We start from the raw sequence: 22,860 nt of genomic DNA, 5'->3' as shown, positions 1-22,860 counted from the left end.
CTCTCCTAGTTACCTCATTTTACATGAAGTGAAACTGCCCCAAGCACTCCTGCTTTATTCCCTAGAGTAGCCTTTATTATTTTCACATCCGAAAAGCTCTCCATTATTAGCTCTTTAACCTTACTGTTAACCATAGCAACTAGTTTTTCTTGTTCCATTACACCTCCGCCAACTATTATGGCAGGCGGGTTGAAAATATGAACTAAAGAAACAAGACCCAAGGCTACTTCAAAAACCCAGTCATTTAAAACCGTTGCTAAACTCATATCCCCTGAACCGATTTTTTCAAAAACTGTTCTTCCGTTGACACAGTCTTGGTCGACTTTTTTGGCATTTCTAACTAATGCAGTAGTAGAGGCATACGTTTCATAACATCCACGCCCTCCACAGTTACAGCCATTACCTAAGGGATGGGTAATCATATGTCCAAATTCAGCCGCAATTCCATTATTCCCCTTATATACTTTTGAATCTATTATAATTGAACCACCAATTCCTGTACCATAGGTAAGACAAAGGAAATCCTCAAATTCCTTTCCTGCACCAAAATATTTCTCACCTAGGGCAGCTGCATTTACATCATTTTCAACCTTTACAGGTACTTTAAAATTTTCTTCTAAAATATCTTTTAATCTCGTACCAGTATAGTTAGGAATATTTTCATTGGCATAAATAATTGAGCCATCCTCACTATTAACCTGCCCTGCAGTACTAATGCCTATTGCTTCAAACCCCTGGTATTCATGTATAATATTAATTAGTTTTTCAACTAAAAACTTTCCGCCCTTTTTACTTTCAGTATCATATTCTTTAAAAACCTCGATATTTCCCTTTTCATCCGAGATACAGAGCTTAATCGAGGTTCCTCCAATGTCAACAGCTAATATTTTCACTATATTCACCCTTTTTACCAATCATTTAAGGTAGAATAAATCCCACAAGAACTGAATCTCGGGGATTTATTTTAAGAAAAAATTCTTCATTTCTACTAAAAAGATTTTATTACTATTAACTTATTGCACTGATAAATCTTTTTGTAATTTCCATCGGTCTTGTTATTGCAGTACCAACTACGGCAGTATGCACCCCTAGTTCAAAAACACACTTAAGATCCTCTGGAGTCCAGATACCACCCTCTGCAATAATTGGAATGGGAAGCTCCTTCACCATTCGTTCAATTAATCCGACATCTGGTAATTCAGTTCCCTTTGTATATTCCGTGTAACCACTTAGAGTCGTTCCCACACAATCAAACCCTAATTTATATGCTTCAACGGCTTCATCATAGGTTGAACAATCAGCCATAAAGAGTTGATTTTTATACTTTTCTCTTATCATAGGGAAAACTTCACTAATTGTCTTTCCATCAGGCCTAATCCTTTTGGTAGCATCTAATGCTATAATATCCACTCCTTCATTATAAAGAAGTTCAATTTCATTAATTGTTGGAGTGATAAAGACATCAAAGCCTTCATAATCTTTTTTGATAATCCCGATTATTGGCAGATTAACCGTCTTTTTAATTTCCCGAATATCCTCAACACTATTGGCTCTAATACCGCTAGCCCCGCCAAGCATAGCTGCATAAGCCATTTTCCCCATAATCAAGGGGCTATGAAGAGGCTCTTCCTCAAGTGCTTGACATGAAACAATCAGTTTTCCTTTTATTTGTTCAAAAACGCTATCTTTGTTATTCATTTTATACATCTCCAAGTTGAAAATTTATTCCTTGACTGCCCCAATCGAAATTCCGCTAGTAAAGTACTTTTGGAAGAAGATAAAGATAACGAGCATTGGAATAGCAGCAACTGTAGCTCCAGCCATCTTGTAAGCAAAATTTGGATTCAAGTCCTGCATTAGCGTTGCAATACCTACCATAAGAGTTTTCGAACTCTCATCCTGTCCAACTACTAGCTGCCATAAATAGTCATTCCAAACTTGAACAAAATTCAGGATAAATAAAGCACCAATACCTGGTTTCACCATCGGCATCATAATCTTATAGAAAACTGTAAATTCACTTGCTCCATCAATTTTTGCCGATTCTCTTAATGAGTCTGGAATGCTATCAAAGAAGCCTTTCATCATGAATACTCCGAAGGCAGTGGCAACATTTGGCCAAATCATGCCGTTAAGACTATTAACCATGCCAAAATCTTGGATAATCCTAAATAATGGGACAATCATCACTTCTTTAGGAACCATTAAACTAGAAATAAAAATGATAAATATAACATTTCTACCTCTAAACCTAAGTTTTGAAAAGGCATAAGCCGCAAGGCAGCTTACGATAATAAGTGCGATAGTGGAAACTAGCGATACAACGATACTATTAAACGCCCATCTAAAGGCTGGCTGATTATTAAAAACATCTACATAGTTGGAAAAGGTAATTGATTTGGGAAACCAATCCGGCGGCATTTTCACAACATCTGAGCTGTTCTTTAAGGAACTTGTAAAGAGCCAGTAAAGAGGGAACAGGTTTAGAGCTGCAAAGAAAATGACTAAACCATTAAATATAATGTCAATTTTTTCTAACTTTTTCTTATTTTTATTTCTTCTTCCAAACATACCCATCATCCCCTAATCCTTCTTAAACATCGCTCTTAACTGTGGAATAGATAATACTAATGCAATTAGGAACATAATCACACCAACAGCTGAAGCAATACCAAGCTGATTGTATTTAAAGGCGTTATTATATAGAAAATACATCAGTGTTGTAGACGCGTTGTTCGGTCCGCCTCCTGTTAAAAGCTGAATGACGACAAATATCTTCAATACGGCAATAATGTTCATTATAATAATATAGATTGTGGTAGGCTTAACCATTGGAATAAGAATTTTAAATATGACTTTGAGCCTGCTTGCACCATCGATTTCTGCTGCTTCAAAAACATCCTTAGGTACACCAATCATCGCAGCAATGTAAAGAATAATTGCTGAACCAACGTTTGTTGCAAATGTAATGAATATAATGACTGGCAATACAAGGGTGGTATCACCCAAGAAATTAACCGATGCCATTTCCATTTGCCTTGCTGCATACGGGATAAGTCCATTGGCAGGATTTAAGAGGAAGCTCCATATCATACTCATTACAACCATGGAAACCATAACAGGAATATAATAACTGCCCCTGATGAAGGACACGTATTTTGCATTTTTATCAAAAATAGATGCTGAAACGAAGAGAGCAAAGACAACGGTTAATGCCACAATGAGTATGACAAAAATAACAGTGTTAAGAGTAGATTTTACAAATACATCATCTGCAAATAATCTGCTATAGTTTTCAAAACCGATAAATGTTTCTTGTTGATAGTTGATTTTGTATAAACTCAATCTAATACCTTCAAAAATTGGATAAACGACAAATACAAGAAATAGTAACAATTGGGGGGCTATAAACAAATATCCCGTTAAATTTTCTTTTAAAGATTTCCCTTTGATTCTCATTGGTTTCCCCTTACCTTTCTATGACTTCCTTAAACCCTAAGAAAGGGATTAAGGAAGCCATAAGTCATTGACACATGTAGGGCTATTTATTAAAAATTACTGAATCTGCTTTTGCTTCTTCAATCACTTTATTACCATTCTTTTGGTAATCCTTTACAGCCTCTGCAGCTGTCTTTTGACCAGTGTAAAGAGCTTGGAGTTCAGGATAAAGAACTTGTCTTAATTGGCTGTATCCTGGTACGTTTCCAGTGAAGTTAAACATATACTGAGCATTTTTATCGTATGCTTCAAATAAAGGCTTTTCTGCCTTGAACTCTTCTGCTACAGATGTTCTGACCGGAACACCATTCTTAGAAGCTTTTACTAATTCAGGGTCAGTCGAGAAGAATTTCACAAAATCCTTACTAACCTTCATTCTTGTTTCATCTTGAGTATTAAATACTGCTGCTCCAGTTACATAAGTGAAAGTTAGCGGATCTCCACTTTCAGATGGGATGTTAGCAAGTCTTAAATCAAATTTCGGAGCTTTCCCGCTTTCCATATCTGCTTTTGCATTATTAAATAAAACTGAGTTTGTGAAGCTGATTGCAAGCTGCTGATTTTGGAACATTGCATTTGAATCGTTTGAAGATACAGATTCAACACCAGGGTTTGTTAATCCCTCGTCATAAATCTTCTTCATCCATGCTGCAGCCTTTTCACCTTTCGCATCATCAATTACAAGATTTCCCTTGTCATCAAAGAACTCATTGCCAAACATTCTTAAATAAGCAAGGTTCCAAGTATCTCCCTGATTATTCAGAGCATATAATGCCATTGGAAATGCATTTGAGTACTTATCTTTAGGAAGATCTGACTTTAATGTCTTAAGGATTTTTTCATAGTCTGCAAGAGACCAAGTTTTAATTTCATTTTCGCCGCCAAGATATTCCTCAAGACCTGCAGCCTTGAACATATCTGCATTGTAGGCTAAAGTACCTGGCATATGTGAGAATGGATAGAAGTAGACATCGTCACCGAAAGTTACACTATCCCAGTAATTTTGTGAAATATCCTTCTTAGCTTCATCATCAACAATGTCATTTAATGGCACAAGCGCGCCTCTATGTGCGTAGTCGCCCATTGCAAAAACGCTTTCAAAGAAAATATCCGGAGGAGTGCCGCCATTTAGGTTAACGTTTAGCAATTCATCGCGCTGATCCCCAGCAACTACCTGTACATTTACCTTTACATCATGTTCCTTGTATTGATCAGAAAACTTCTCTGCAGCATGTTTAAAGAAACTGTCATAGTCCGCTCCATCTTCTGAAGGGTCCATAGCTCCTTTCCATTGTGGTGTCAGCCAAAGTGAAATTTCCACTTTATCTTTCGATTTTGAATCATCATCAGATTTGGCAGCGTCTTTTCCAGTACATCCAGCTAAAATTAAAAACACGGCGATTATCAAAACTAGAAAACGTTTTTTAAACATTCTTTTCTCCCCTTTTTATATAATAGTTTTTATTTTATTGAAGACAAGCTTTGATAAAAGCTTGTGACCTTCCTCATCAAGATGCATATAGTCAATGGTATTCATCTGAACTAATTCCTTTGTATCAAGAAATTCTGTACCTTGGAGCTCCAATAATTCCTTTAAGTAGCTTGGCATTTCCAATGACTTGGTGTCACAATTCCGTCCCATTGATTTTCCTATTTCTGTATCGAAATACTCTTTACCAATTGGAGGGGGCGCTATGACCAATACTTTGGAAAATGAACCTTTTAATCCAGCTGGCGTCTTCTTAGCCTTATCTGATAGTCTGGCAATTCCCTGAGCGATATTATGGGCGGTCAAATTAAATCTTTCTTTTGTATCATTTGTACCAAGCATAATAACCACAAGCTCTAATGGGGAGTGACTCATCAAACATGGGTGTAAGTAATTGTATCCATTTAGCCCTTCAAATAGCGGATCATCTACAACACTCGTTCTTCCTGATAGTCCTTCCTCCACTACCTGAAACTCCTCACCTAATAATTCAGCTAATAGTGAGGTCCACCTAACTCCTTCAGGGAATCTTTCCTGTGTTTTAGCATCATAGCCCCAGGTATTCGAGTCGCCAAAGCAAATGATTCTTCTTTTCATCTTATTACCTTCCGTACTTTAAAATGGCCGTATCGATCATAGCTTTAATTTCTGCAACTTTATTTAAATCTTCCCCTGTTACTGGTTCTAAAGGTGCTCTTACACTGCCAACATTTACTCCATTTAATTTTAATACTTCTTTAATAGCGGAATACATATTGCCATTAAGGGAACATAGAGAAATAATGATGTCAGTAATATCATGTTGAATTCTTCTTGCATCAGTAAAATTTCCAGAAGACACATACTCTTCTGCTTTTAATAACAGCTCTGGCATTGCCGCATATGTACCGCCTATGCCGCTATCTGCGCCTATTAATCTACCAGAAACATACTGCTCATCCGGTCCATTAAATACAATAATATTGTCTCCGCCAGCAGCCTTGAAACGTTCAATATCCATTACAGGCATGGAGGAATTCTTAACGCCGATAACCTTTGGATTCTCTAACAGCTTTTTATACAACGTTAGTGAAAGACTGTAACCTGTAGTTTGCGGGATATTGTAAATAATAAATGGTAGATCCGTTGATTCCATAATGCTGGTCCAATAGTTAAAAATTGAGCTTTCAGGAAGCTTAAAATAGATTGGTGGAATCGCAGACAATGCATCATAGCCTAGTTCACCAGCATATTCTGCTAAAGCAACACTATCTCTGGTTGATGGTGCACCGACATGGGCAATTAAAGTTAGTTTCCCGCGTACAGCTTCAGATACATATTTTAATGTAGCTTTTCTTTCCTCAAGGTTTTGATAAATACATTCACCAGAGCTTCCACCTACATAAAGTCCCTGTACACCCTTTTCGAGGAGATAGTGAGCAAGTGCATGCGTTCTTTCCTCTGACACTTCTCCTAAATCATCATAGCAAGCATAGAAAGCTGGAAATATACCTTTAAATTTATCCGAAATCATTATTTTCGCCACCTAAGATTAATTTGATGTTAGCGTTTACAAACAAAATATATCATATTAATAACATTTTGTAAATTATTTTCGCCACTTTCATAACTTTTGAAAAAAATCTCCAACATTTTTGATTGTATTTAAAGCTTTACTTTAAATACAACCTTCCTTACATTTATCGATTCGCCTACTTTTATTCCGGTCATATGAGCATCGTCGGGAAAACAAATCATGAAATCACCTTTTTGCAGCTTTATTTTTGAATGTATTTTACCTTCTAAAAGGAAAAAATCGTCAGCTTCATTGTAATTCTCTTTTAATTCCATTCTTTCAAACAACTCATGTCCTACGAATTCCTCTCCTTCCAATAGAAAATGAATATCGATATATTTCTTGTGTGACTCCCAAAATCGTTCTTCAACCGTTTTTGTTTCGTATTCAATAAGGTTGAAAAAAATCTCATCTCCATCAACCCCGTGCATGCCTTTCTCTAATTCTGCAAAATTCGCAGTTTTAATATATTTGATTGCTTTATCGACCTTTTCATTTTGGCCTTTGTATAAATCGTAATGACTAATATGATCAACTATCATAATTGTAGACCTCCCTAGGTTGATTACCCTTTTAAAACGCTTTCAATGAAAATATATCATACTAATAGACTTCGGTAAATAATTTCCGCTACTTTATTAATTAATGAAAGAAATTTCCCCCATTACATTTTGTTTTCTAATCAATAAAAAAAGCGCCCAAGAATTATCTTTGGCGCTTAACTTCTTTTTCAACAACTATTTCATCAACTAGCTTTTCGGCAACTCTACGATATAAGTTACTCATATGAACGAGTGACGAAATCATAAGTACATGTTCTAAATCAGGTGAGTTACCATCCTCAAGAGATTCATCCTTCACCATATTAATTCGGGAATCAATATCCTCTTTAAAGTCAGATACATTTTTATTTGTCAGTTTTAGATAGCCATTGTAAAAGGATTCCAAATTGATATCCTCTTTAACTACTTTTTTATTTATCCCATCAAGGGTAATTTTAATATCATTAATGGAAAGTGCTCCTTTAAGCTGGTAAATAATACTCATCAAAATCAAATGCTCTTTAGAATATTTTTTATTATGTATTGGAAAAACGAGCTTCCCTTTAGCATAATTATTAATCATTGTTTTCGTTAAAACCTTTTCCTCAGGATTCCTTCTTGATTCAGAAAACTTATTTTCAAATAATTGAATTACTTGGTCCATATATAAATCAATATTTGGAATTTCTTCCAATGCCAGGTTTGTTTCTAAGCCCAGCTTTTCGATAATCTCATTGATATTTTCCATCAGCAAAACCTCGTTCTTAGTAGTAGATAAATTCTATTATATCGAAGAAATTAATTATTGACCAGATGACATTTTGCTTGTATTATTATATGTAGTTATCAAAACTACATGTGATGATGGAGGTATTTATTAATGCACAATTACATTCGTGAACCAATTAATGGACTCACCCATTTGGCTGGAGCCATTTTATCGTTTGTTGGTCTCCTAGCGATGCTGATTAAAGTTTCTACAACCACTTCATCGGCACTGGCAATAACCGCTGTCATCATCTTCGGTGTCAGTATGATTCTGCTTTATTCTGCTTCGGCAACCTATCATATGGTGATGGCAAAAGATCATGTGATTGCCTTTTTAAGACGTCTCGATCATTCAATGATTTTTCTGCTTATTGCCGGAACCTATACTCCTTTTTGCTTTATCAGCTTAAATGGAACCATCGGTAACCTTCTATTTTCAATTATTGCTGCGGTCGCATTAAGTGGGATTATATTTAAAATGGTCTGGTTCAATTGCCCGCGTTGGATTTCAACAGCTATGTATCTTGCGATGGGCTGGATGATTGTTTTTGTCTTCCCTCCACTTGCAGGCAGCATGAACCCAACCGGCTTATTCTTACTCGCACTTGGAGGTATTTTCTATACACTCGGGGGCATCATTTACGGGGCGAAACCAAAATTTTTACAATCAAAATACATGGGTTTCCATGAAATTTTCCATATTTTTATCCTGCTCGGGAGCTTGTCCCATTTCTTATGTGTGTATCTATTTGTAATTTAATGGATAGTTTAATGATAATTTAGTGAACTACAAGAGCCAGGCAATTTTATCCTGCCTGGCTCTATTGGTTTGTAATCCATTCACTATTCATATCTTAAAGCGTCAATTGGACTAAGCTTAGATGCTTTGTTCGCTGGAAGAATCCCAAAGATAATTCCGATTAGGGCAGAAAAACCAACACCAATAATCACCACAATTGGGCTTACTGTTGCTGTAATCGGGGATAGCTTTGAAACAAGTAATGCCCCAATAATTGCTAATCCAATTCCAAAAATTCCTCCTAGTGCCGTTAAAGTTGCAGACTCGATGAGAAACTGCAATAGTATTCTTCCTCTCGTTGCTCCAATTGCTTTCCGAAGTCCTATTTCCCTTGTTCTTTCCGTTACCGAAACAAGCATAATATTCATTACCCCGATACCCCCGACCAATAATGAGATACCCGCAATACTTCCAATGACCAAGGTCATCAATGTTAAGACCGTATCTACTTCTTTTTCATACTCTGAAAAGTCATGTATATTATACATCCCGTTTTCAAGCTTTTTACTGCTAGTAAGTGTATCTGCGGCTCGTCTACCAGTCTCTGAAATCTTTTCCGGATCACTTGCTATAATCGACAAGCTTTCAATTTCCATGTTTCCAAACATCATCGAAATAACTGCCCTAGGCATAAGCATTTCGCCAGTTTCATTATTTCGGAATTGTTCAGGAATCGGTGACTCATACACACCTACAACTTTGTATGGATTCCCGTTTAGGTCAATGATCTCACCGATCACCTCGTCATTCTCTTTAAAAAACTTCTTCCTTGCAACTGTGTCAATCATCGTTATACGACTTAGGCTGTCATTATCTCTAGAATTTATCGCACGTCCTTCAACTACCTGTATATTTCTAGCACTAAAAAAATCCTCACCAACACCTGTTATTTGCATATCACCTTGGTTTTCGTTATGTAATAGCGTACCCCATCCTTGGTTTGTGCCTATTACTGCTTTTACACCAGGAACCTCTGCAAGTATCTCCAAGTCTGTGGTCGTTAGTGTAGGCATCTCCCAATACATGTCCATTTCCATTTCTGATCCGTCTTCAGGCGGAAGTTGCTCATAGAAAATTTCAACCGCATTTTTATCAGTGCTAAATAATTGTTCCGTCATTTTTGACTTTGCACCTTGTCCAATCGCTACAATTATAATAACAGCTGCAACACCGATAATAATGCCAAGCATGGTTAAAATTGAACGAACCTTGTGATTCATAATTGAGGATAATGCTACTTTGAAGCTCTCCCACAAACTCATGATGTTATCCTCCGATCATTCGTAATCAAACCATCCCTTAGCGTGATTATTCTTTTTGTATAAGCAGCAATTTCCTCTTCATGGGTAACGATAATAACGGTCTTGCCTTCTTGATTAAGTTGGACCAATAGCTCCATAATTTGTTTACTTGTTTGTGAATCAAGAGCACCAGTTGGTTCATCTGCCAAGATAATTGATGGATTATTGACAAGTGCCCGAGCAATCGCAACCCGTTGCTTTTGACCACCTGACAATTCACTTGGCAAATGCTTCATCCGGTCCTCCAGCCCGACCTTTTCAAGCATTTCTTTTGCTCTTTCCGTTCTTTCACGTTTAGATACACCCGCATAAATAAGGGGTGATTCTACATTTTTCAATGCATTGAATTTCGGAAGTAAGAAAAATTGTTGGAAGACGAAACCAACATGTTCATTTCTTAACCTCGCTAGCTTTTTCTCTTTTGCCAAACCTATTTTTTCATCGTTTAATACAAACTCACCCTCCGAGGGGTAGTCTAAAAATCCAATAATATTCATAAGGGTTGATTTCCCAGAACCCGATGGACCCATGATGGCAACAAATTCACCATCCTCTATGGTTAAATTAATCCCATGCAGTACTGGAACCTCTAATGACCCATTTCGATAAACCTTGGTAATCTCAGTCAACTTCATCAAAGGAGGTCACTTCCATTCCATCATGCATTCCATCATTTGGTGTAATTACAACTAGTTCACCTAGGTTTACGCCTTCAGTTATCTCTATAAATTCATCATTCATTGAGCCCTTTTTCACTTCTCGTCTTTCTAATTTTCCGTCCGTCAATACATAAGCAACACTCATACCTTCCTGATCGATTAATGCCATATGTGGAACGACAAGATGTTTTTCTCCTCCGCCTATTTTTATTTCTAAAGAAACATGAAAGCCTTGACGCAACTCAGATGTGTCGTCGGTTATGGCCACCTTGAAAGGGTACATTGTTACGCTGCCGCCTCCCATGCCACCAAATTCTTCGCCACCGCCTCCTGCTTCATTTGGAAATTGGCTAACAGATTCAACTGAACCCTTCCATTCTCTATCTTTAAAAACCTTTGGGCGGACAACGACTGCTTGTCCCTGTTTAATCTTTACAGCATCAAATTCACTCATTGTCCCAATAACCTTATAGGGCTGACTTGAAATAATATGAACTACTGACTCATTGGACCCAGTTTCAGTATTTGCTATGTTTTGATTAATTTTCACAATTATTCCATCAATTTTACTAACAACAGTCATATCCTTTATCCGTGTGGTTATTTCTGTGATTTGCTCACTTGCCGACGAAATTTCTGCTTTTGTATTCTCATATTGCATTTCCAATTGAATCTTTTCATTCGTAAGTTGATTCAAATCTTCCTGTGTGACTTGTGGTTCTTTTGGTTCCTCTGCTCCTTCTGATTCAATGTGTACAGTACTAGTTTTTTGTGTCTCCATTTTCTTTTTCATATCTGCCATTCGCTTGTTCAATTCTGAAATTTGGCTTTGCTCGGTTTTTCCTCTACTTTCAATTAGCTCATTTTCACGTTTTGCTCTGCTAAGCTCAACTTCTAGTTTAGAAGAATCGTAAACAAATAAAGGTTCTCCAGCCTTTACTGTCTGATTTTCTGTAACTTTGTATTCACTAATTACACCTTTTTCTGGCTCTAAAAATACCTTTTGTTCACTCTCTGGGACAATTTGACCTGTCACCAGTATGCTCTCAATTAATTCCTGCTCGCTTGCTTTTTGTACAGTTACACCCATTTCATTCAGTTCGTCGCCCGTCACATTCACATTTTTATTAAACATTCCAAAAGTGATCGTTGCCGCCACCCCCAGGACAAGTACTCCAACTACAGAGCCAATCCAAATCCACAACTTCTTTTTCTTCACCCTTGTATCCCCCTATAATCTCTACTTTTTGGGTTTTTCCATCTTCTATCTAGTCTAGTAGATTTTTACTATCAAATTACCTTAAGGAAATCTAGAAAACGATAGAAAATACCCATTTGCTTCTTTCTATTTTGAGCAAAAAAATTCACTCTTCTAAAAATTCATTCTATCACCTTTATGTCAATTTTGAAATTAAATGATGGTAAATTTAGCAAAATTACCCAGTCGCAAAATCTTCATATACTCATGAGGTAGTTAAGTGAGTGACAATATAGTCTAACAGTCTCCTAAATACTTCTCCATTCGAATATCATTCCACATTTTATCCTGCCAATAGGTAAAATCTTTGATCCGACCAATTTCTTGGTAGCCCAATTTCTTGTAGAGCTTTTGTGCTTGTATATTAAACTCAAACACTCCCAATTCAATACGTTTTAAACCTTGCTGTTTAATCTGTTCCTCCAAATATTGAATGGCGACAAAACCAATCCCCTTGCCGCGTCCTTCTGGCTCACCTATTGTTATCCCAATCCAGGCAGTTCCTTGCTCTTTTTTATAAAGATGACTTGGGTCCACCATATAGTTCATTTCTCCAACCAACTGATCGTCGAGATAAATCAGGTAGGTTTGATTGTGTTCCAGGCGTTTTGTCAGGTCATCCAGGGTCATTTCCCACTGGTGTTCTAAATCTTCCATGTTTTGATTAGGGCGAGTCAACGGAATCAGAGCGGGGTCATTCTCCCACTGATTGAACATGTCTACAATCGTTGATGTAGGTTTGGTTAAATGGCTAAAATGAATTTTCATTAAGGCGCTGCTCCTTTCAAATCTTGAAATTGTAATCTAACTTTGTTTAATTATTATATTAACATCATTATCCAATTAACTTATATTTAAGAATAAAAAAAGGGAGAAATCCTATATGATTTCCTCCCATACATCCATTAGAATTCAATTATTCCCTTTCTTCACTTCATCCATTAAGTAGCTTACAAATGTATCGTCTTTTTCAAGCCAGGCTTCATAATATCTTTTTAAGAATTTTTCACCTTCTTCAAAGCTTGTAAAGGTCTGATCTATTTTCGTGTTATTTCGTTCAATTAGCCACTCACCTTCGTTTGCCGGTGAAAGATAAAAGATATCATCGATACGATTCTTATACAATGACCCAAATGTGGATCCTTTTACATTATAACGATTTCGCTTCGAGTCCTCCCGGAGTGGTTCGATGTGAAATGTTTCGACCACGAATTGCTTGTAGGCCTCTTCTGTTAATGAGCAGCCAGAAGCCTTTGCATGCCCGCCTCCGCCATAATGACCAGCTACCTCAGACACATCAACATCATCATGAATGGTTCGAAATCCCAGTCGTTTCCCACCTATATTAACAATGGCGATGTAATCAAGATGCGGGTATTCTTTACCGAGTTCATTTCCAAGTTCCGAATGATAGGATTCCGCATAAACGATGCCGGCAAAATGATCGCCTATTTGGGACTGAACGAGCTCCCGCCTTTTCCGACGGATATAGCGATCAATTTTATTTTCTTCCATATCCAGGATTTTCGTTTCGAATTCATCAAATTTGAAATGGTCGCTGGATTTAAGACGATTGATCATACTTTCCTCAAATTCCTCGATTGAAACCAAATAAAAGAGAGCATTCAGTCGCTGTGCTTGCTGATTATTATTTGTCTCCCATTCCCAGGTGTCATATTGCCTGACAAGTTCGACAAATTCGGTGATCGCCTTAGAGGACTCGATTAGTTGTTGTCCCAGAAGATATTCATAAAATAAAGATGTCGCAGAGGTTAACCTGCCTTCTTCATCTTCAATCACAACATGCCCCCATTCATATTCGTTAAAATGGAGCGCTGTTTTATGGTGATCAATGAACTGAACTTTTTTTTCAGTTTGATAAAAAGCCTCAAGCTTTTTTTCATTTTTTTGATTTACAGATAAATCGGTAATAAATAAAAATGTATCCTTAGCCTCGTTTTCCAGGAACCACTCTACTTCACGATCGAGACTGGAAACGGAATTGTATCTCACCTTCACTTGATCCCCAAAAGCAAGCTTTGCTAAAATACCACAGCCTACCCCATCCAAATCATTATGGGACAACAGTTTATACATGTTCTTCACCTCAGAGCGTAGTATGAGTTCAAAAGGGTAAAATTATTGATAGTAGCTAATAATATTTTTTCTACTATACCTCTAGGCAATCCATTCTAAAAACTCTAACCGATTTCCAAAAGGGTCAGCGGTATAAAATCTATTAGCACCAGGATAATCGCCGTCTACAATAACGTTTACTCCACTATTTATTAGATGCAGCTTTAATTCCTCAATATTCTCTACTTCAATGGCAGGGTGTGCCTTCTTTGCTGGAGAGAACGGTTCTTCTATTCCGATATGGATTTGGTAATTTCCAAAACCAAACCACACTCCACCACGTTTTTTTAATTCCGACGGTTTTTCCAGCTCAGTAAAACCTAGGATGTCCTTGAAGAATACCCTTGCAGCATCCTCGCTTCCTTTTGGAGCAGCAAGTTGAATATGAGCAATAGCTTTGAAAGTAAAAGACATACAAATAACCCCTTCTATCCAATTGATTTGTTTTCTTCCATCATTCTTGTAAGTTCTGCAAACAATACTTGTGCCTGGTTATGTACTTGATCCTTTGAACCATAGAGCAGCGTGACTTTCCCTTTTGATGCCATCATTAGGATCTGATTTATTAGACCTAGTTTCACATCACTAGTCCGGAGTTCATCTAGATATTTATCACGAAACTCTTCAAACCGTTCAGGCTTATGGCTAAACCATTTACAAAGCTCAGGGCTAGGGGCTACTTCCTTAAACCAATCTGTTAACCTCGCCTTTTCCTTTGAAACCCCTCGTGGCCATAAGCGGTCAATAAGAATACGAGCACCATCTGATTCATCATAAGCCTCGTAGACTCTTTTTAGAAAAATATTTGTCATATCATTACCTCCAAAAGAGAAGTGTCCACCTCAGGCGGACGTTTGTACACGGATGGTGACAGGCACTAAATTATTTTTAGTCCTCGTCTTTTATGTCAATGTCCTCTGGGACGGGCTCGTTTAATAGTTCTTCGACGAGGTGTTTGTATTTTTCCATTTGTTTGAGGTGGGTGTTGAATTGTTCTTTGTTGATTAGGTAGTTTTCACCGTCATGGATGGCACGAATTTTCTTTTGTTTTATTAGAGCTTCTACGTTTGATTCTGCCATCGACAGATATTCTGCGGTTTCTTTTATTGTTAAATACATTTTCTCATTCCTCTTTGTGTTTAGATTCATTTTATTTCGCAATCCGCCCTGCTCTAACCTTTATACGCCACAACAGGTCTATGGTCCAGGAAGTTTTGAAAAGCAAAGCCTCGTACCTCATCTTCACGGAAGTGCTTTAACAATTCATTGATTAGATTTTGACTCTTAGAGGCATCCTCTAACCCCGAAATAAAAGTTGATATTCCATCAAAATCTGATCCTAAGCCAATTTGCTTCACTCCTCCTAGCCCACAAAAATGGTCAATATGCTTAACAAGATCAGTTAACGTTGCCTCTCCATTTTCTTTTACAAAAGGAGGGTAATAGACGACATGAATCAGCCCACCCTTTTTAAACATTGCTACTGCTTGATCATCCGTTAAGTTCCGAGGATGCTGACAAAGCGCCCTTGCATTAGAGTGGCTGGCAATTGGATATTTAGCTAATTCGATGACTTCCCAAATTCCGTTATCACTCAGGTGGGATACATCTGTAAGAATATGATTCTGATTGTTAAATTCAACAATTTCCTTTCCAAACAGTGTAAGCCCTCCGCCACGAGGTTCACCGGCGCCATCAGCGGCTAGATTGGCATTGTTCCAGGTTAGTCCCACTGAACGAACACCTAACTGGTATAGCATTCGAAGCTTCATTAGGTCATTCCCTATCGCATCGACACCTTCTAGCGTTAACATCGCGCCAATTTGGCCGACTTTCAGCCGATCAAAGTCCGACCAATCTTTTATATGTATCATATCAGGGTTTTTTCCGAGTACTTCTTTATAAAAATAATCAATTTGCTCCAGTGCTGCATGAAATTTCTGATCAGACGGAATATCTGGTTCCAAAAAAATCGCAAAGCACTGTACCTTGACTTGCCCTAGCTGTAAACGAGTTTTGTTCGTTTGTAGTTCTGGGGCATCCGCAAAACGCAACTTGCCTTTACCTTCCGACAGCTTAAGCAACGCATCACAATGCAGGTCTATGATATTCACTTCGGGTCAACTCCTCTATTGGAAATTTTATCATAAAAGCAGAGATTCTTCGATTTTAAAAATATACCAGCTATTCTCGTTTTATTCCTCCACAAAAAAATCGACAGTATTTGCTTCACCTGCCGATTTTTCACATTTATGCTCTTTGACTTACCAGTAAATCATAAAGAGTACAGGCAATGATTTTTGTCGCCGCCTGTAAATCCTCGAGTCGAATATTTTCATCTGCTCGATGTCCATTCGCTTCTTCTAACACTTTGGGACCAACCCCAAACATAATCGTTGGGACTCCAGCAGCAAAAAAATGGCGGGCATCTGTATATAAAGGTACCCCATTGATTGGTAATTTACCCGGTTCGTTCATAATCGTCTGCCAGTTTGCAGCCAATGCTTGGATTAATGGGGTATCCTCAGGTACTGGTCCATAGCTTTTCGCATGGAGGACTTTCTGAATCTCCACTTTTACTCCAGGAATATCTGAAACAACTTGCATCACTAATTCTCTAAACTCCATTTCTGCTAGTTCACCGTTTTCTTCTGGAATCAGTCTTCGGTCAACTCTGATAATACACTCATCCGGGACGACATTGGTGTTAATCCCCCCTGAAACAAGTCCTACATTCAGGGTTGGAAAATCGATTCCAGGGATTGACGATTTTTTCTTTGCGAGTGTGTGACGGTATTCATAGAGAGCATTTAATATTTTCGAAGTTGCCTCGATGGCATCGATTCCAGTGTGCGGGAGTGCGGCATGGGCCGACTTTCCGATGGTTTTAATTTCGAAATGCAAGCAGCCATTATGAGCATTTACAGCAGAATACGTAAAACCAGCGACAATAGCTTGGTCGGGCTTGATATACCCTTGATCCAATAACCATTTTGGTCCTAAGTCTCCGCCCGTTTCTTCATCAAACGTAAACGCAAGATCCACTTTCCCATTTAACGGTTGGTTCATTTTTACTTGTGTTAAGGCCAGGACTGCAAAGGTATAGGCGGTAATATCTGACTTCGATACGGCCACACCTCTTCCATACATTTTCCCATGAATAATTTCCCCACCGTATGGATCAACCGTCCAACCCAACCCTGGCGGAACCACATCTCCATGGGCATTTAATACGATGTTAGGGCCTTCGCCATCCCCAAATTCTGTGGACCCTAGTACATTAGCCAAACTAATCATTCCAGTCTTTTTCACAGCCTCTTCGTCCACTTCTACCAACGACACATTCTCAACCCCAAGTTCACAAAGCTGTTGCTGTAAGTTAGCAGCAATCGGGTAACAGTCACCAGCAGGATTATCGGATGGGGTTTGCACTAGTTTTTTTAAAAATAAAATCATTTCTTCTTGGTGTTCCTGAATCCATTGGACCAGCGCTTCTTTATCATGATTCAAAAAAATCCCTCCCCTTGCAGAAATTTTTTAAGTATCCATCCACACACCTTAACTTCCACGATAGGTACTATATCCACCTGGAGAGAGTAATAGCGGCACGTGATAGTGGTCAGCAGGTTCTGATATCCCGAAACGAATAGGTACACAATTTAGGAATGAAGAATCTCCGGGTAAACCTCTTCGTTTATGATAATAATCACCCACATAGAATCGAAGTTCATAGATTCCCTTTTTCATTGCGCTACCCTCTAGGAGAGGTTTCTCTACTCTGCCATCTTCATTGGTATAACAATATTGAATACGAGTAAACTCGTTATCAGTGACTACCTCCCATAGCTCCACCAAAATACCAACAGCTGGTTTTCCTCTGCTTAAATCAAGGACATGTGTGGTCAACTTTCCAGCCATTAGCTCGATTCCTCCGGATTTTCCAAATCTTCACGCGTCATCGAAAAACATTGAAAACCATAGGGAGGACGCGGCTCGGTAAAAACTTTCCCTTCTTCTGAGCTTGGAATTTCATCTAAAATAGTTTCCCATGTCCGGTTATTAGATTCAAAGCGAACCTCAGCCAATTGCGGGAACCGTTCTAGTATTCTATAGCCAATTCGATAGATTAGGTTTTGGATGGAAGGAGAGTTTTCTTCATGAAAAACGGTATAAGCAATATCCCTTACCTGTTCTGCTCCTACATACCCATCTGTCGTATTTCCTCTTGCATCCTCCAAATTGTTATACCGCCACTCGATATTTAAAAAGATAAACAAGGGGCGATCATTTGATTCTGGTAGTGTCGTATATTCATCCTTCACGTAGCCAAAGAATGAACTACCGCGTACCTTAATTAGCTTTAATCCCTTCAAACTGCTCAGGTGATTAGTTGTTGTGATTCCTTCATCCTTGCGTTTCACTTCCACCTGGGCACTAGCCTGTTCATTTAATGAATACCGAAAGACGAGCGGACTCGGTTGAAAACTCCCATTTGTGGGCACAGGAAGTTCGTCAAAGGGAATTTGCTCACCCGAGATGTTGATACCCGTCATATGTGAATAGGTTTCTAAAAAGCGATGTCCGACAAATTCAAGAAACCCCTCTTGTGTTGGTCCGTCATAATCCCCTGCATGCTTGAGAATAAAATTTTTCATGGAGTCGGTTGCAACAACTAATGTGTTATCGCCTTCCTTGAAAGAGGAAATAAAGGTATCGCCTTCAACCGCCACTTTAACATTCATGCCAAAAAGGATATTGTTACGACCAGTAAATGCTGATTCAGGAATGGCTCGAACGCCGGTAAGGGGTTTTGCATACGTACGATATACCCAGACATCTGCTTTTCCATAGCTCATCGTTCTTTTCATCATTTCACATCCCTCTCATTGAATCGTATCGTTTAAGCGGAACTTAGCAATTTTATAAACCTCGTTCAAGGCAGTCGCGCATTCTTGCTCATAGGTGTTGCCCACCCGATCTTTCATCGCAGCAAGAATGGTCTCTTTCCTCTGACCTTTTACCGCCATGATAAAGGGGAATCCGAATTTTTCAACATAGTTATGATTAAGAGTAACAAACTCGGCATATTCATCCTTGGTAAGCTTATTTAGCCCTACGCCTGCCTGTTCCTTTTGGGAACACTCTGACATTTGTAATCTAGTTCCTAAATCAGGATGTGCACGAAGCAGCGCTAACTTTCTCCCTTCCTCTGCTTTTTGGACAATTATTATCATTGTTTGTAAAAGTTCTTCTCGTGATGTAAACGGCAGACTTTCCCACGCCATCCATGCAACCCATGGAGAATCCTCAAACAACCACCCCAAGGTGTGCACAAATACCTCTCTATTCATTTGATTCATACTTTCTATTGAAAGTTCTCCACCGCTACTTGGGCTAGCCATAGCATCCCTCCTTCAAATAAAGCCTTGATACCCCAATGGGCAGTCAATTGAACTGCTGTCCAAATACACAGCATCATTTTGTTAAAACTATATATATTCTCGACTCTCTAAAAATACTCACATATCAATTGAAAAGACGAAATAGTTTCTATTATTTAGTCATATAATCAAACACGGCAAATAGCGTGCACCTTAAAATTATCCAAATTCATTTTTTATAATAGGAACACAAATGAACACAAAAAAGAGGAGAGATTTTATGACAGATATTCATTTTATGGAAAAAGCCATCCAAGAAGCACTCAACAATGTTCTCACCAACCACGGAGGACCCTTTGGAGCGGTTGTTGTGAAAGACGGAAAAATTATTGGTACCGGCCGGAATGAAGTAACAGCCACGAACGATCCTACGGCACATGCCGAGGTGCAAGCCATTCGGAACGCCTGCCAATACTTGAATGACTTTCAACTCCTGGATTGTGAAATCTATACAAGTTGTGAGCCCTGTCCAATGTGCATTGGAGCCATCTATTGGGCAAGACCTAAAGCCATTTATTATGCTTGCACAAAACAAGAAGCCGCAAAGATTGGGTTTGATGATCAGTTCATTTATGATCAACTCTCCCTTCCTGTTGAGTATCGTAAAATACCCATGAAAAAGATTTTTCCTGACCAAGGGGATATTCCGTTTAGAACCTGGGAAAAATCAAATCAAAAAATAAAATACTAATCTTATATAAGGGTGTTGTGAAATATGAAGAGAAATCAATTAATAAGAAGAATCTCTGTTGCATCAGGCAGTAAACCTGCAGACACTGTGATTAAAAACGGAAAAATTATTGATGTCTTTAACGGTGAAATCATTCAAGGAGATGTCGCTATTTCAGATGGTTACTTTGTGGGGATTGGAGAATATGAAGGAAAAAATGTCATTGATGCAAAAGGCCGTTATCTATCTCCAACTTTCATTGACGGCCATGTTCATATCGAGTCGTCAATGATAACAGCAAGTGAATTTGCTAAAGTCCTTCTCCAACATGGTGTTACTACTGTTATTGCCGATCCTCATGAAATTGCTAATGTAACAGGCACAATTGGCATACAATACATGCTAGACTCATCAGAGTCCCTCCCATTTGATTTTTACTTTATGCTCCCTTCCTGTGTTCCCGCCACAGAATTTGAAAATTCAGGCGCAATTCTTACAGCGGCAGATTTAAAACCCTTTTATCAGCATCCCCGCGTTCTTGGATTAGCAGAGGTAATGAACTTTCCAGCTGTAGTTCATGCTGACCCTGACATGTTAGATAAATTAACCCATGCCCAACAAGCAGGGAAAAAAATTGATGGGCACGCAGCTGGATTAACAGCTAAAGATTTAAATGTATATAAAGTGGCAGGCATTCAAACAGATCATGAATGTACGACTGCTGCAGATGCAAAGGAAAGACTTAAAAGAGGTATGTATTTGATGATACGCGAAGGTACTGTTGCCAAGGATTTACAGAAGTTAATTTCCATCGTAAATGATCGGAATGCACGGCGCTGCCTATTCGTCACGGATGATAAACATTTAGACGACCTTATCCACGACGGCAGTATCGACCATAATGTCAGGTTGGCGATTGATTGCGGAATTCCACCAATAACAGCCATTCAAATGGCAACAATAAATGCAGCAGAATGCTTTGGCCTTAGCGACAAAGGGGCGATAGCACCTGGTTACAGAGCAGATTTCATTCTTCTTGATGACCTTAAAACTATCGCCATTGCTGATGTATATAAGGATGGGAAAATTGTTATTGAAAATGGGCTGTTAGTTAATGACTGGAATGGAAGTCTTGAACCTGAAAGTGATTTATTAAGAAAAACAGTCCGTTTTGCTGAAGTGACCAAAAACCTATTTGATATTTCACTAAATACCATTAAAGCGAATATCATTGAAATCATTCCCAATAGCCTTGTTACTCGGCATATTACTGAAGATATTCGTACTTGTGAGAAGGGATTATTTCAACCCTCCACTGATGCTGACCAATTAAAGCTGGCTGTAATTGAACGCCACCATATGACACACCAGATTGGGTTAGGCATTGTTAAAGGACTCGGATTTACTTCAGGTGCGATTGCTACGACCATTGCACATGATTCTCATAATCTTATTATTGCAGGAACCAATGACCATGATATGGCTGTTGCCGCAAATGCGATAAAAAACATGCAAGGTGGGTTGATTATAGTCAATCATGGGGAAGTTATTGCTTCACTAGAGCTTCCTATCGCTGGATTAATGTCCGATCGACCCTATCATGAGGTTTATTCTAGTCTAAACGACCTTCATCTTGCCCTGAAAAAACTAGGGGCAAATGACCGCTTCAACCCATTTCTAACCCTTTCGTTTTTAGCACTTCCTGTCATACCAGAACTTAAACTTACTGATAAAGGTTTGTTCCAAGTCTCAAAGTTTAAGCATATCCCCATCCAAAGTCCTTAAACTCCACTCACGGATGTGGATAACCATCTTCGATACGAGAAATCGTTAATAAAATTGTGGATATTCTGAATGAAGCTGTGGATATTACTGGATTCACTGTGGATATAATGGACCAACTTGTTAATAACTATGTGAAATCTGTGGGTAAGTTACATTTTTTAAAGTATAGCTTTTTAAAAATGGTATTGTAACGGTAATTGTTGATTTTAAACTTTGTTGATTGGAGTGGAAGGCACGAAGAACTCCTCGAAAATGCTACCGCATTTCCTTCGTGCGGTGCATATTCAAAGAAGCATATTCAATGTCCTGCGGGAAGAGCAAGTCACGGGAGACCCCGCAGGAGCGAAGCGACGAGGAGGCTCCCGGACTGCCCGCGGAAAGCGAAGTGCCTGGAGCTCCAATCAACAGCCAAGTTTCAGAGAGCCTTAAAAACACATATTCTGATTTGGTTAATTTCCAATTTTTATAAGATGGATGAAAATGTTTGCTTTCATCACTATTTACTGTCAAACTAAGAAGATAATTGACTTCAAAGAAAGAATTTATAGGTGACGAATATGATCGAGGTTAAAACTTCAAAACTTAGCGATGGCGAGTTAAATAGAGGCGTATTCGCGAAACGTGATATCAAAAAAGGTGAACTGATTCATGAGGCGCCAGTTATACCTTACCCTAATGAAGAGCATGTGCATATTGAAAAAACGTTGCTTGCTGATTACGCGTTTGAGTATGGGATCAATCATACCGCACTGCTTTTAGGATATGGCATGCTGTTTAATCATTCCTATGAACCAAATGCAGTCTATGATATTAACTTTCCAAACCACACCTTTGATTTCTTTGCATATAAAGATATCAAAGCCGGCGAAGAAATTTTAATTAATTATAATGGCGAAGTAGATGACAACGAGCCGCTATGGTTCAATAAAGAAGAAGAATAATTAGTTGATAACATCAAA

At 38.4% G+C, this 22,860-nt stretch carries 26 protein-coding genes; 4 read left to right on the top strand and 22 right to left on the bottom strand.

Going from position 1 to position 22,860, the window contains the following annotated elements; all coding sequences use genetic code 11:
• Nucleotides 1-14 precede the first annotated feature (14 nt).
• The 9 genes from NSS81_RS16585 to NSS81_RS16545 form a co-directional block, all read right to left on the bottom strand.
• Nucleotides 15-893 (bottom strand): ROK family protein, encoded by an 879-nt coding sequence (locus NSS81_RS16585; RefSeq protein WP_342429780.1) that lies wholly within the window; start codon nt 891-893, stop codon nt 15-17.
• Nucleotides 894-1,008: 115 nt separating this feature from the next.
• The gene (locus NSS81_RS16580) at nt 1,009-1,698 is read right to left on the bottom strand and encodes an N-acetylmannosamine-6-phosphate 2-epimerase (protein ID WP_342429779.1); all 690 of its coding nucleotides are present in this window, start codon (nt 1,696-1,698) and stop codon (nt 1,009-1,011) included.
• 24 nt (nt 1,699-1,722) lie between these two features.
• Nucleotides 1,723-2,571: a carbohydrate ABC transporter permease gene (locus NSS81_RS16575; protein ID WP_342429778.1), complete on the bottom strand. Its 849-nt coding sequence runs from the start codon at nt 2,569-2,571 to the stop codon at nt 1,723-1,725.
• A 12-nt stretch (nt 2,572-2,583) separates the two neighbouring features.
• Nucleotides 2,584-3,459 (bottom strand): sugar ABC transporter permease, encoded by an 876-nt coding sequence (locus NSS81_RS16570; RefSeq protein WP_342429777.1) that lies wholly within the window; start codon nt 3,457-3,459, stop codon nt 2,584-2,586.
• 82 nt (nt 3,460-3,541) lie between these two features.
• Complete coding sequence (locus NSS81_RS16565; protein ID WP_342429776.1) at nt 3,542-4,930, bottom strand: extracellular solute-binding protein; 1,389 nt, start codon at nt 4,928-4,930, stop codon at nt 3,542-3,544.
• A gap of 15 nt (nt 4,931-4,945) precedes the next feature.
• Nucleotides 4,946-5,584, bottom strand: a complete 639-nt coding sequence (locus NSS81_RS16560; RefSeq protein WP_342429775.1) for an SGNH/GDSL hydrolase family protein — start codon at nt 5,582-5,584, stop codon at nt 4,946-4,948.
• A gap of 4 nt (nt 5,585-5,588) precedes the next feature.
• Complete coding sequence (locus NSS81_RS16555; RefSeq protein ID WP_342429774.1) at nt 5,589-6,500, bottom strand: dihydrodipicolinate synthase family protein; 912 nt, start codon at nt 6,498-6,500, stop codon at nt 5,589-5,591.
• A gap of 131 nt (nt 6,501-6,631) precedes the next feature.
• Nucleotides 6,632-7,084, bottom strand: a complete 453-nt coding sequence (locus tag NSS81_RS16550) for a YhcH/YjgK/YiaL family protein (protein ID WP_342429773.1) — start codon at nt 7,082-7,084, stop codon at nt 6,632-6,634.
• Between the two features lie 163 nt (nt 7,085-7,247).
• Nucleotides 7,248-7,832: a DUF1836 domain-containing protein gene (locus NSS81_RS16545; protein ID WP_342429772.1), complete on the bottom strand. Its 585-nt coding sequence runs from the start codon at nt 7,830-7,832 to the stop codon at nt 7,248-7,250.
• Nucleotides 7,833-7,964: 132 nt separating this feature from the next.
• On the opposite strand from NSS81_RS16545, the gene NSS81_RS16540 reads away from it, so the two are divergent.
• Nucleotides 7,965-8,612, top strand: coding sequence for a hemolysin III family protein (locus NSS81_RS16540; RefSeq protein ID WP_342429771.1), 648 nt, complete (start codon nt 7,965-7,967; stop codon nt 8,610-8,612).
• An 83-nt stretch (nt 8,613-8,695) separates the two neighbouring features.
• On the opposite strand, the gene NSS81_RS16535 is transcribed toward NSS81_RS16540, so the two are convergent.
• From NSS81_RS16535 to uraD, 13 genes are all read right to left on the bottom strand, one after another.
• On the bottom strand, nt 8,696-9,913 hold the full coding sequence (locus tag NSS81_RS16535) for an ABC transporter permease (RefSeq protein ID WP_342429770.1): 1,218 nt from the start codon (nt 9,911-9,913) through the stop codon (nt 8,696-8,698).
• Nucleotides 9,910-10,587: an ABC transporter ATP-binding protein gene (locus NSS81_RS16530; protein ID WP_342434053.1), complete on the bottom strand. Its 678-nt coding sequence runs from the start codon at nt 10,585-10,587 to the stop codon at nt 9,910-9,912. The genes NSS81_RS16535 and NSS81_RS16530 overlap by 4 nt, the downstream gene beginning before the upstream one ends.
• On the bottom strand, nt 10,574-11,830 hold the full coding sequence (locus tag NSS81_RS16525) for an HlyD family efflux transporter periplasmic adaptor subunit (protein ID WP_342429769.1): 1,257 nt from the start codon (nt 11,828-11,830) through the stop codon (nt 10,574-10,576). The genes NSS81_RS16530 and NSS81_RS16525 overlap by 14 nt, the downstream gene beginning before the upstream one ends.
• Nucleotides 11,831-12,106: 276 nt before the next feature.
• Nucleotides 12,107-12,637, bottom strand: coding sequence for a GNAT family N-acetyltransferase (locus NSS81_RS16520; protein ID WP_342429768.1), 531 nt, complete (start codon nt 12,635-12,637; stop codon nt 12,107-12,109).
• Nucleotides 12,638-12,781: 144 nt separating this feature from the next.
• Complete coding sequence (locus tag NSS81_RS16515; protein WP_342429767.1) at nt 12,782-13,966, bottom strand: oligoribonuclease; 1,185 nt, start codon at nt 13,964-13,966, stop codon at nt 12,782-12,784.
• Between the two features lie 81 nt (nt 13,967-14,047).
• Nucleotides 14,048-14,419: a VOC family protein gene (locus tag NSS81_RS16510; protein ID WP_342429766.1), complete on the bottom strand. Its 372-nt coding sequence runs from the start codon at nt 14,417-14,419 to the stop codon at nt 14,048-14,050.
• A 14-nt stretch (nt 14,420-14,433) separates the two neighbouring features.
• Nucleotides 14,434-14,817 (bottom strand): DUF488 family protein, encoded by a 384-nt coding sequence (locus NSS81_RS16505; protein ID WP_342429765.1) that lies wholly within the window; start codon nt 14,815-14,817, stop codon nt 14,434-14,436.
• Nucleotides 14,818-14,893: 76 nt separating this feature from the next.
• On the bottom strand, nt 14,894-15,124 hold the full coding sequence (locus NSS81_RS16500; protein WP_342429764.1) for an excisionase family DNA-binding protein: 231 nt from the start codon (nt 15,122-15,124) through the stop codon (nt 14,894-14,896).
• Nucleotides 15,125-15,177: 53 nt separating this feature from the next.
• Nucleotides 15,178-16,119, bottom strand: coding sequence for a dipeptidase (locus NSS81_RS16495; RefSeq protein WP_342429763.1), 942 nt, complete (start codon nt 16,117-16,119; stop codon nt 15,178-15,180).
• A 136-nt stretch (nt 16,120-16,255) separates the two neighbouring features.
• Nucleotides 16,256-17,515: an ArgE/DapE family deacylase gene (locus NSS81_RS16490; protein ID WP_342429762.1), complete on the bottom strand. Its 1,260-nt coding sequence runs from the start codon at nt 17,513-17,515 to the stop codon at nt 16,256-16,258.
• A gap of 48 nt (nt 17,516-17,563) precedes the next feature.
• Nucleotides 17,564-17,923: a hydroxyisourate hydrolase gene (uraH, locus tag NSS81_RS16485; protein ID WP_342429761.1), complete on the bottom strand. Its 360-nt coding sequence runs from the start codon at nt 17,921-17,923 to the stop codon at nt 17,564-17,566.
• Nucleotides 17,923-18,876 (bottom strand): factor-independent urate hydroxylase, encoded by a 954-nt coding sequence (pucL, locus tag NSS81_RS16480; RefSeq protein ID WP_342429760.1) that lies wholly within the window; start codon nt 18,874-18,876, stop codon nt 17,923-17,925. The genes uraH and pucL overlap by 1 nt, the downstream gene beginning before the upstream one ends.
• Before the next feature lie 12 nt (nt 18,877-18,888).
• Nucleotides 18,889-19,407 (bottom strand): 2-oxo-4-hydroxy-4-carboxy-5-ureidoimidazoline decarboxylase, encoded by a 519-nt coding sequence (uraD, locus tag NSS81_RS16475; protein ID WP_342429759.1) that lies wholly within the window; start codon nt 19,405-19,407, stop codon nt 18,889-18,891.
• A gap of 259 nt (nt 19,408-19,666) precedes the next feature.
• Here uraD and NSS81_RS16470 point away from each other — a divergent pair, with 259 nt between their 5' ends.
• The 3 genes from NSS81_RS16470 to NSS81_RS16460 all read left to right on the top strand — a co-directional run bounded on the left by NSS81_RS16470 (nt 19,667) and on the right by NSS81_RS16460 (nt 22,842).
• A complete protein-coding gene (locus NSS81_RS16470; RefSeq protein ID WP_342429758.1) occupies nt 19,667-20,137 on the top strand; it encodes a nucleoside deaminase in 471 nt (156 codons plus the stop codon).
• A gap of 24 nt (nt 20,138-20,161) precedes the next feature.
• A complete protein-coding gene (gene ade / locus NSS81_RS16465; RefSeq protein ID WP_342429757.1) occupies nt 20,162-21,901 on the top strand; it encodes an adenine deaminase in 1,740 nt (579 codons plus the stop codon).
• 557 nt (nt 21,902-22,458) lie between these two features.
• Entirely contained in the window at nt 22,459-22,842 is a 384-nt protein-coding gene (locus NSS81_RS16460; protein WP_342429756.1) for an SET domain-containing protein, read from the top strand.
• The last annotated feature ends 18 nt before the right edge of the window (nt 22,843-22,860 follow it).

It is taken from the genome of Neobacillus sp. FSL H8-0543, from assembly GCF_038592905.1.
In the GTDB taxonomy this organism is placed as follows: domain Bacteria; phylum Bacillota; class Bacilli; order Bacillales; family Cytobacillaceae; genus Neobacillus.
Note: the sequence above shows the minus strand (reverse complement) of the source record. Positions and strands in the feature narration are given on the sequence as shown.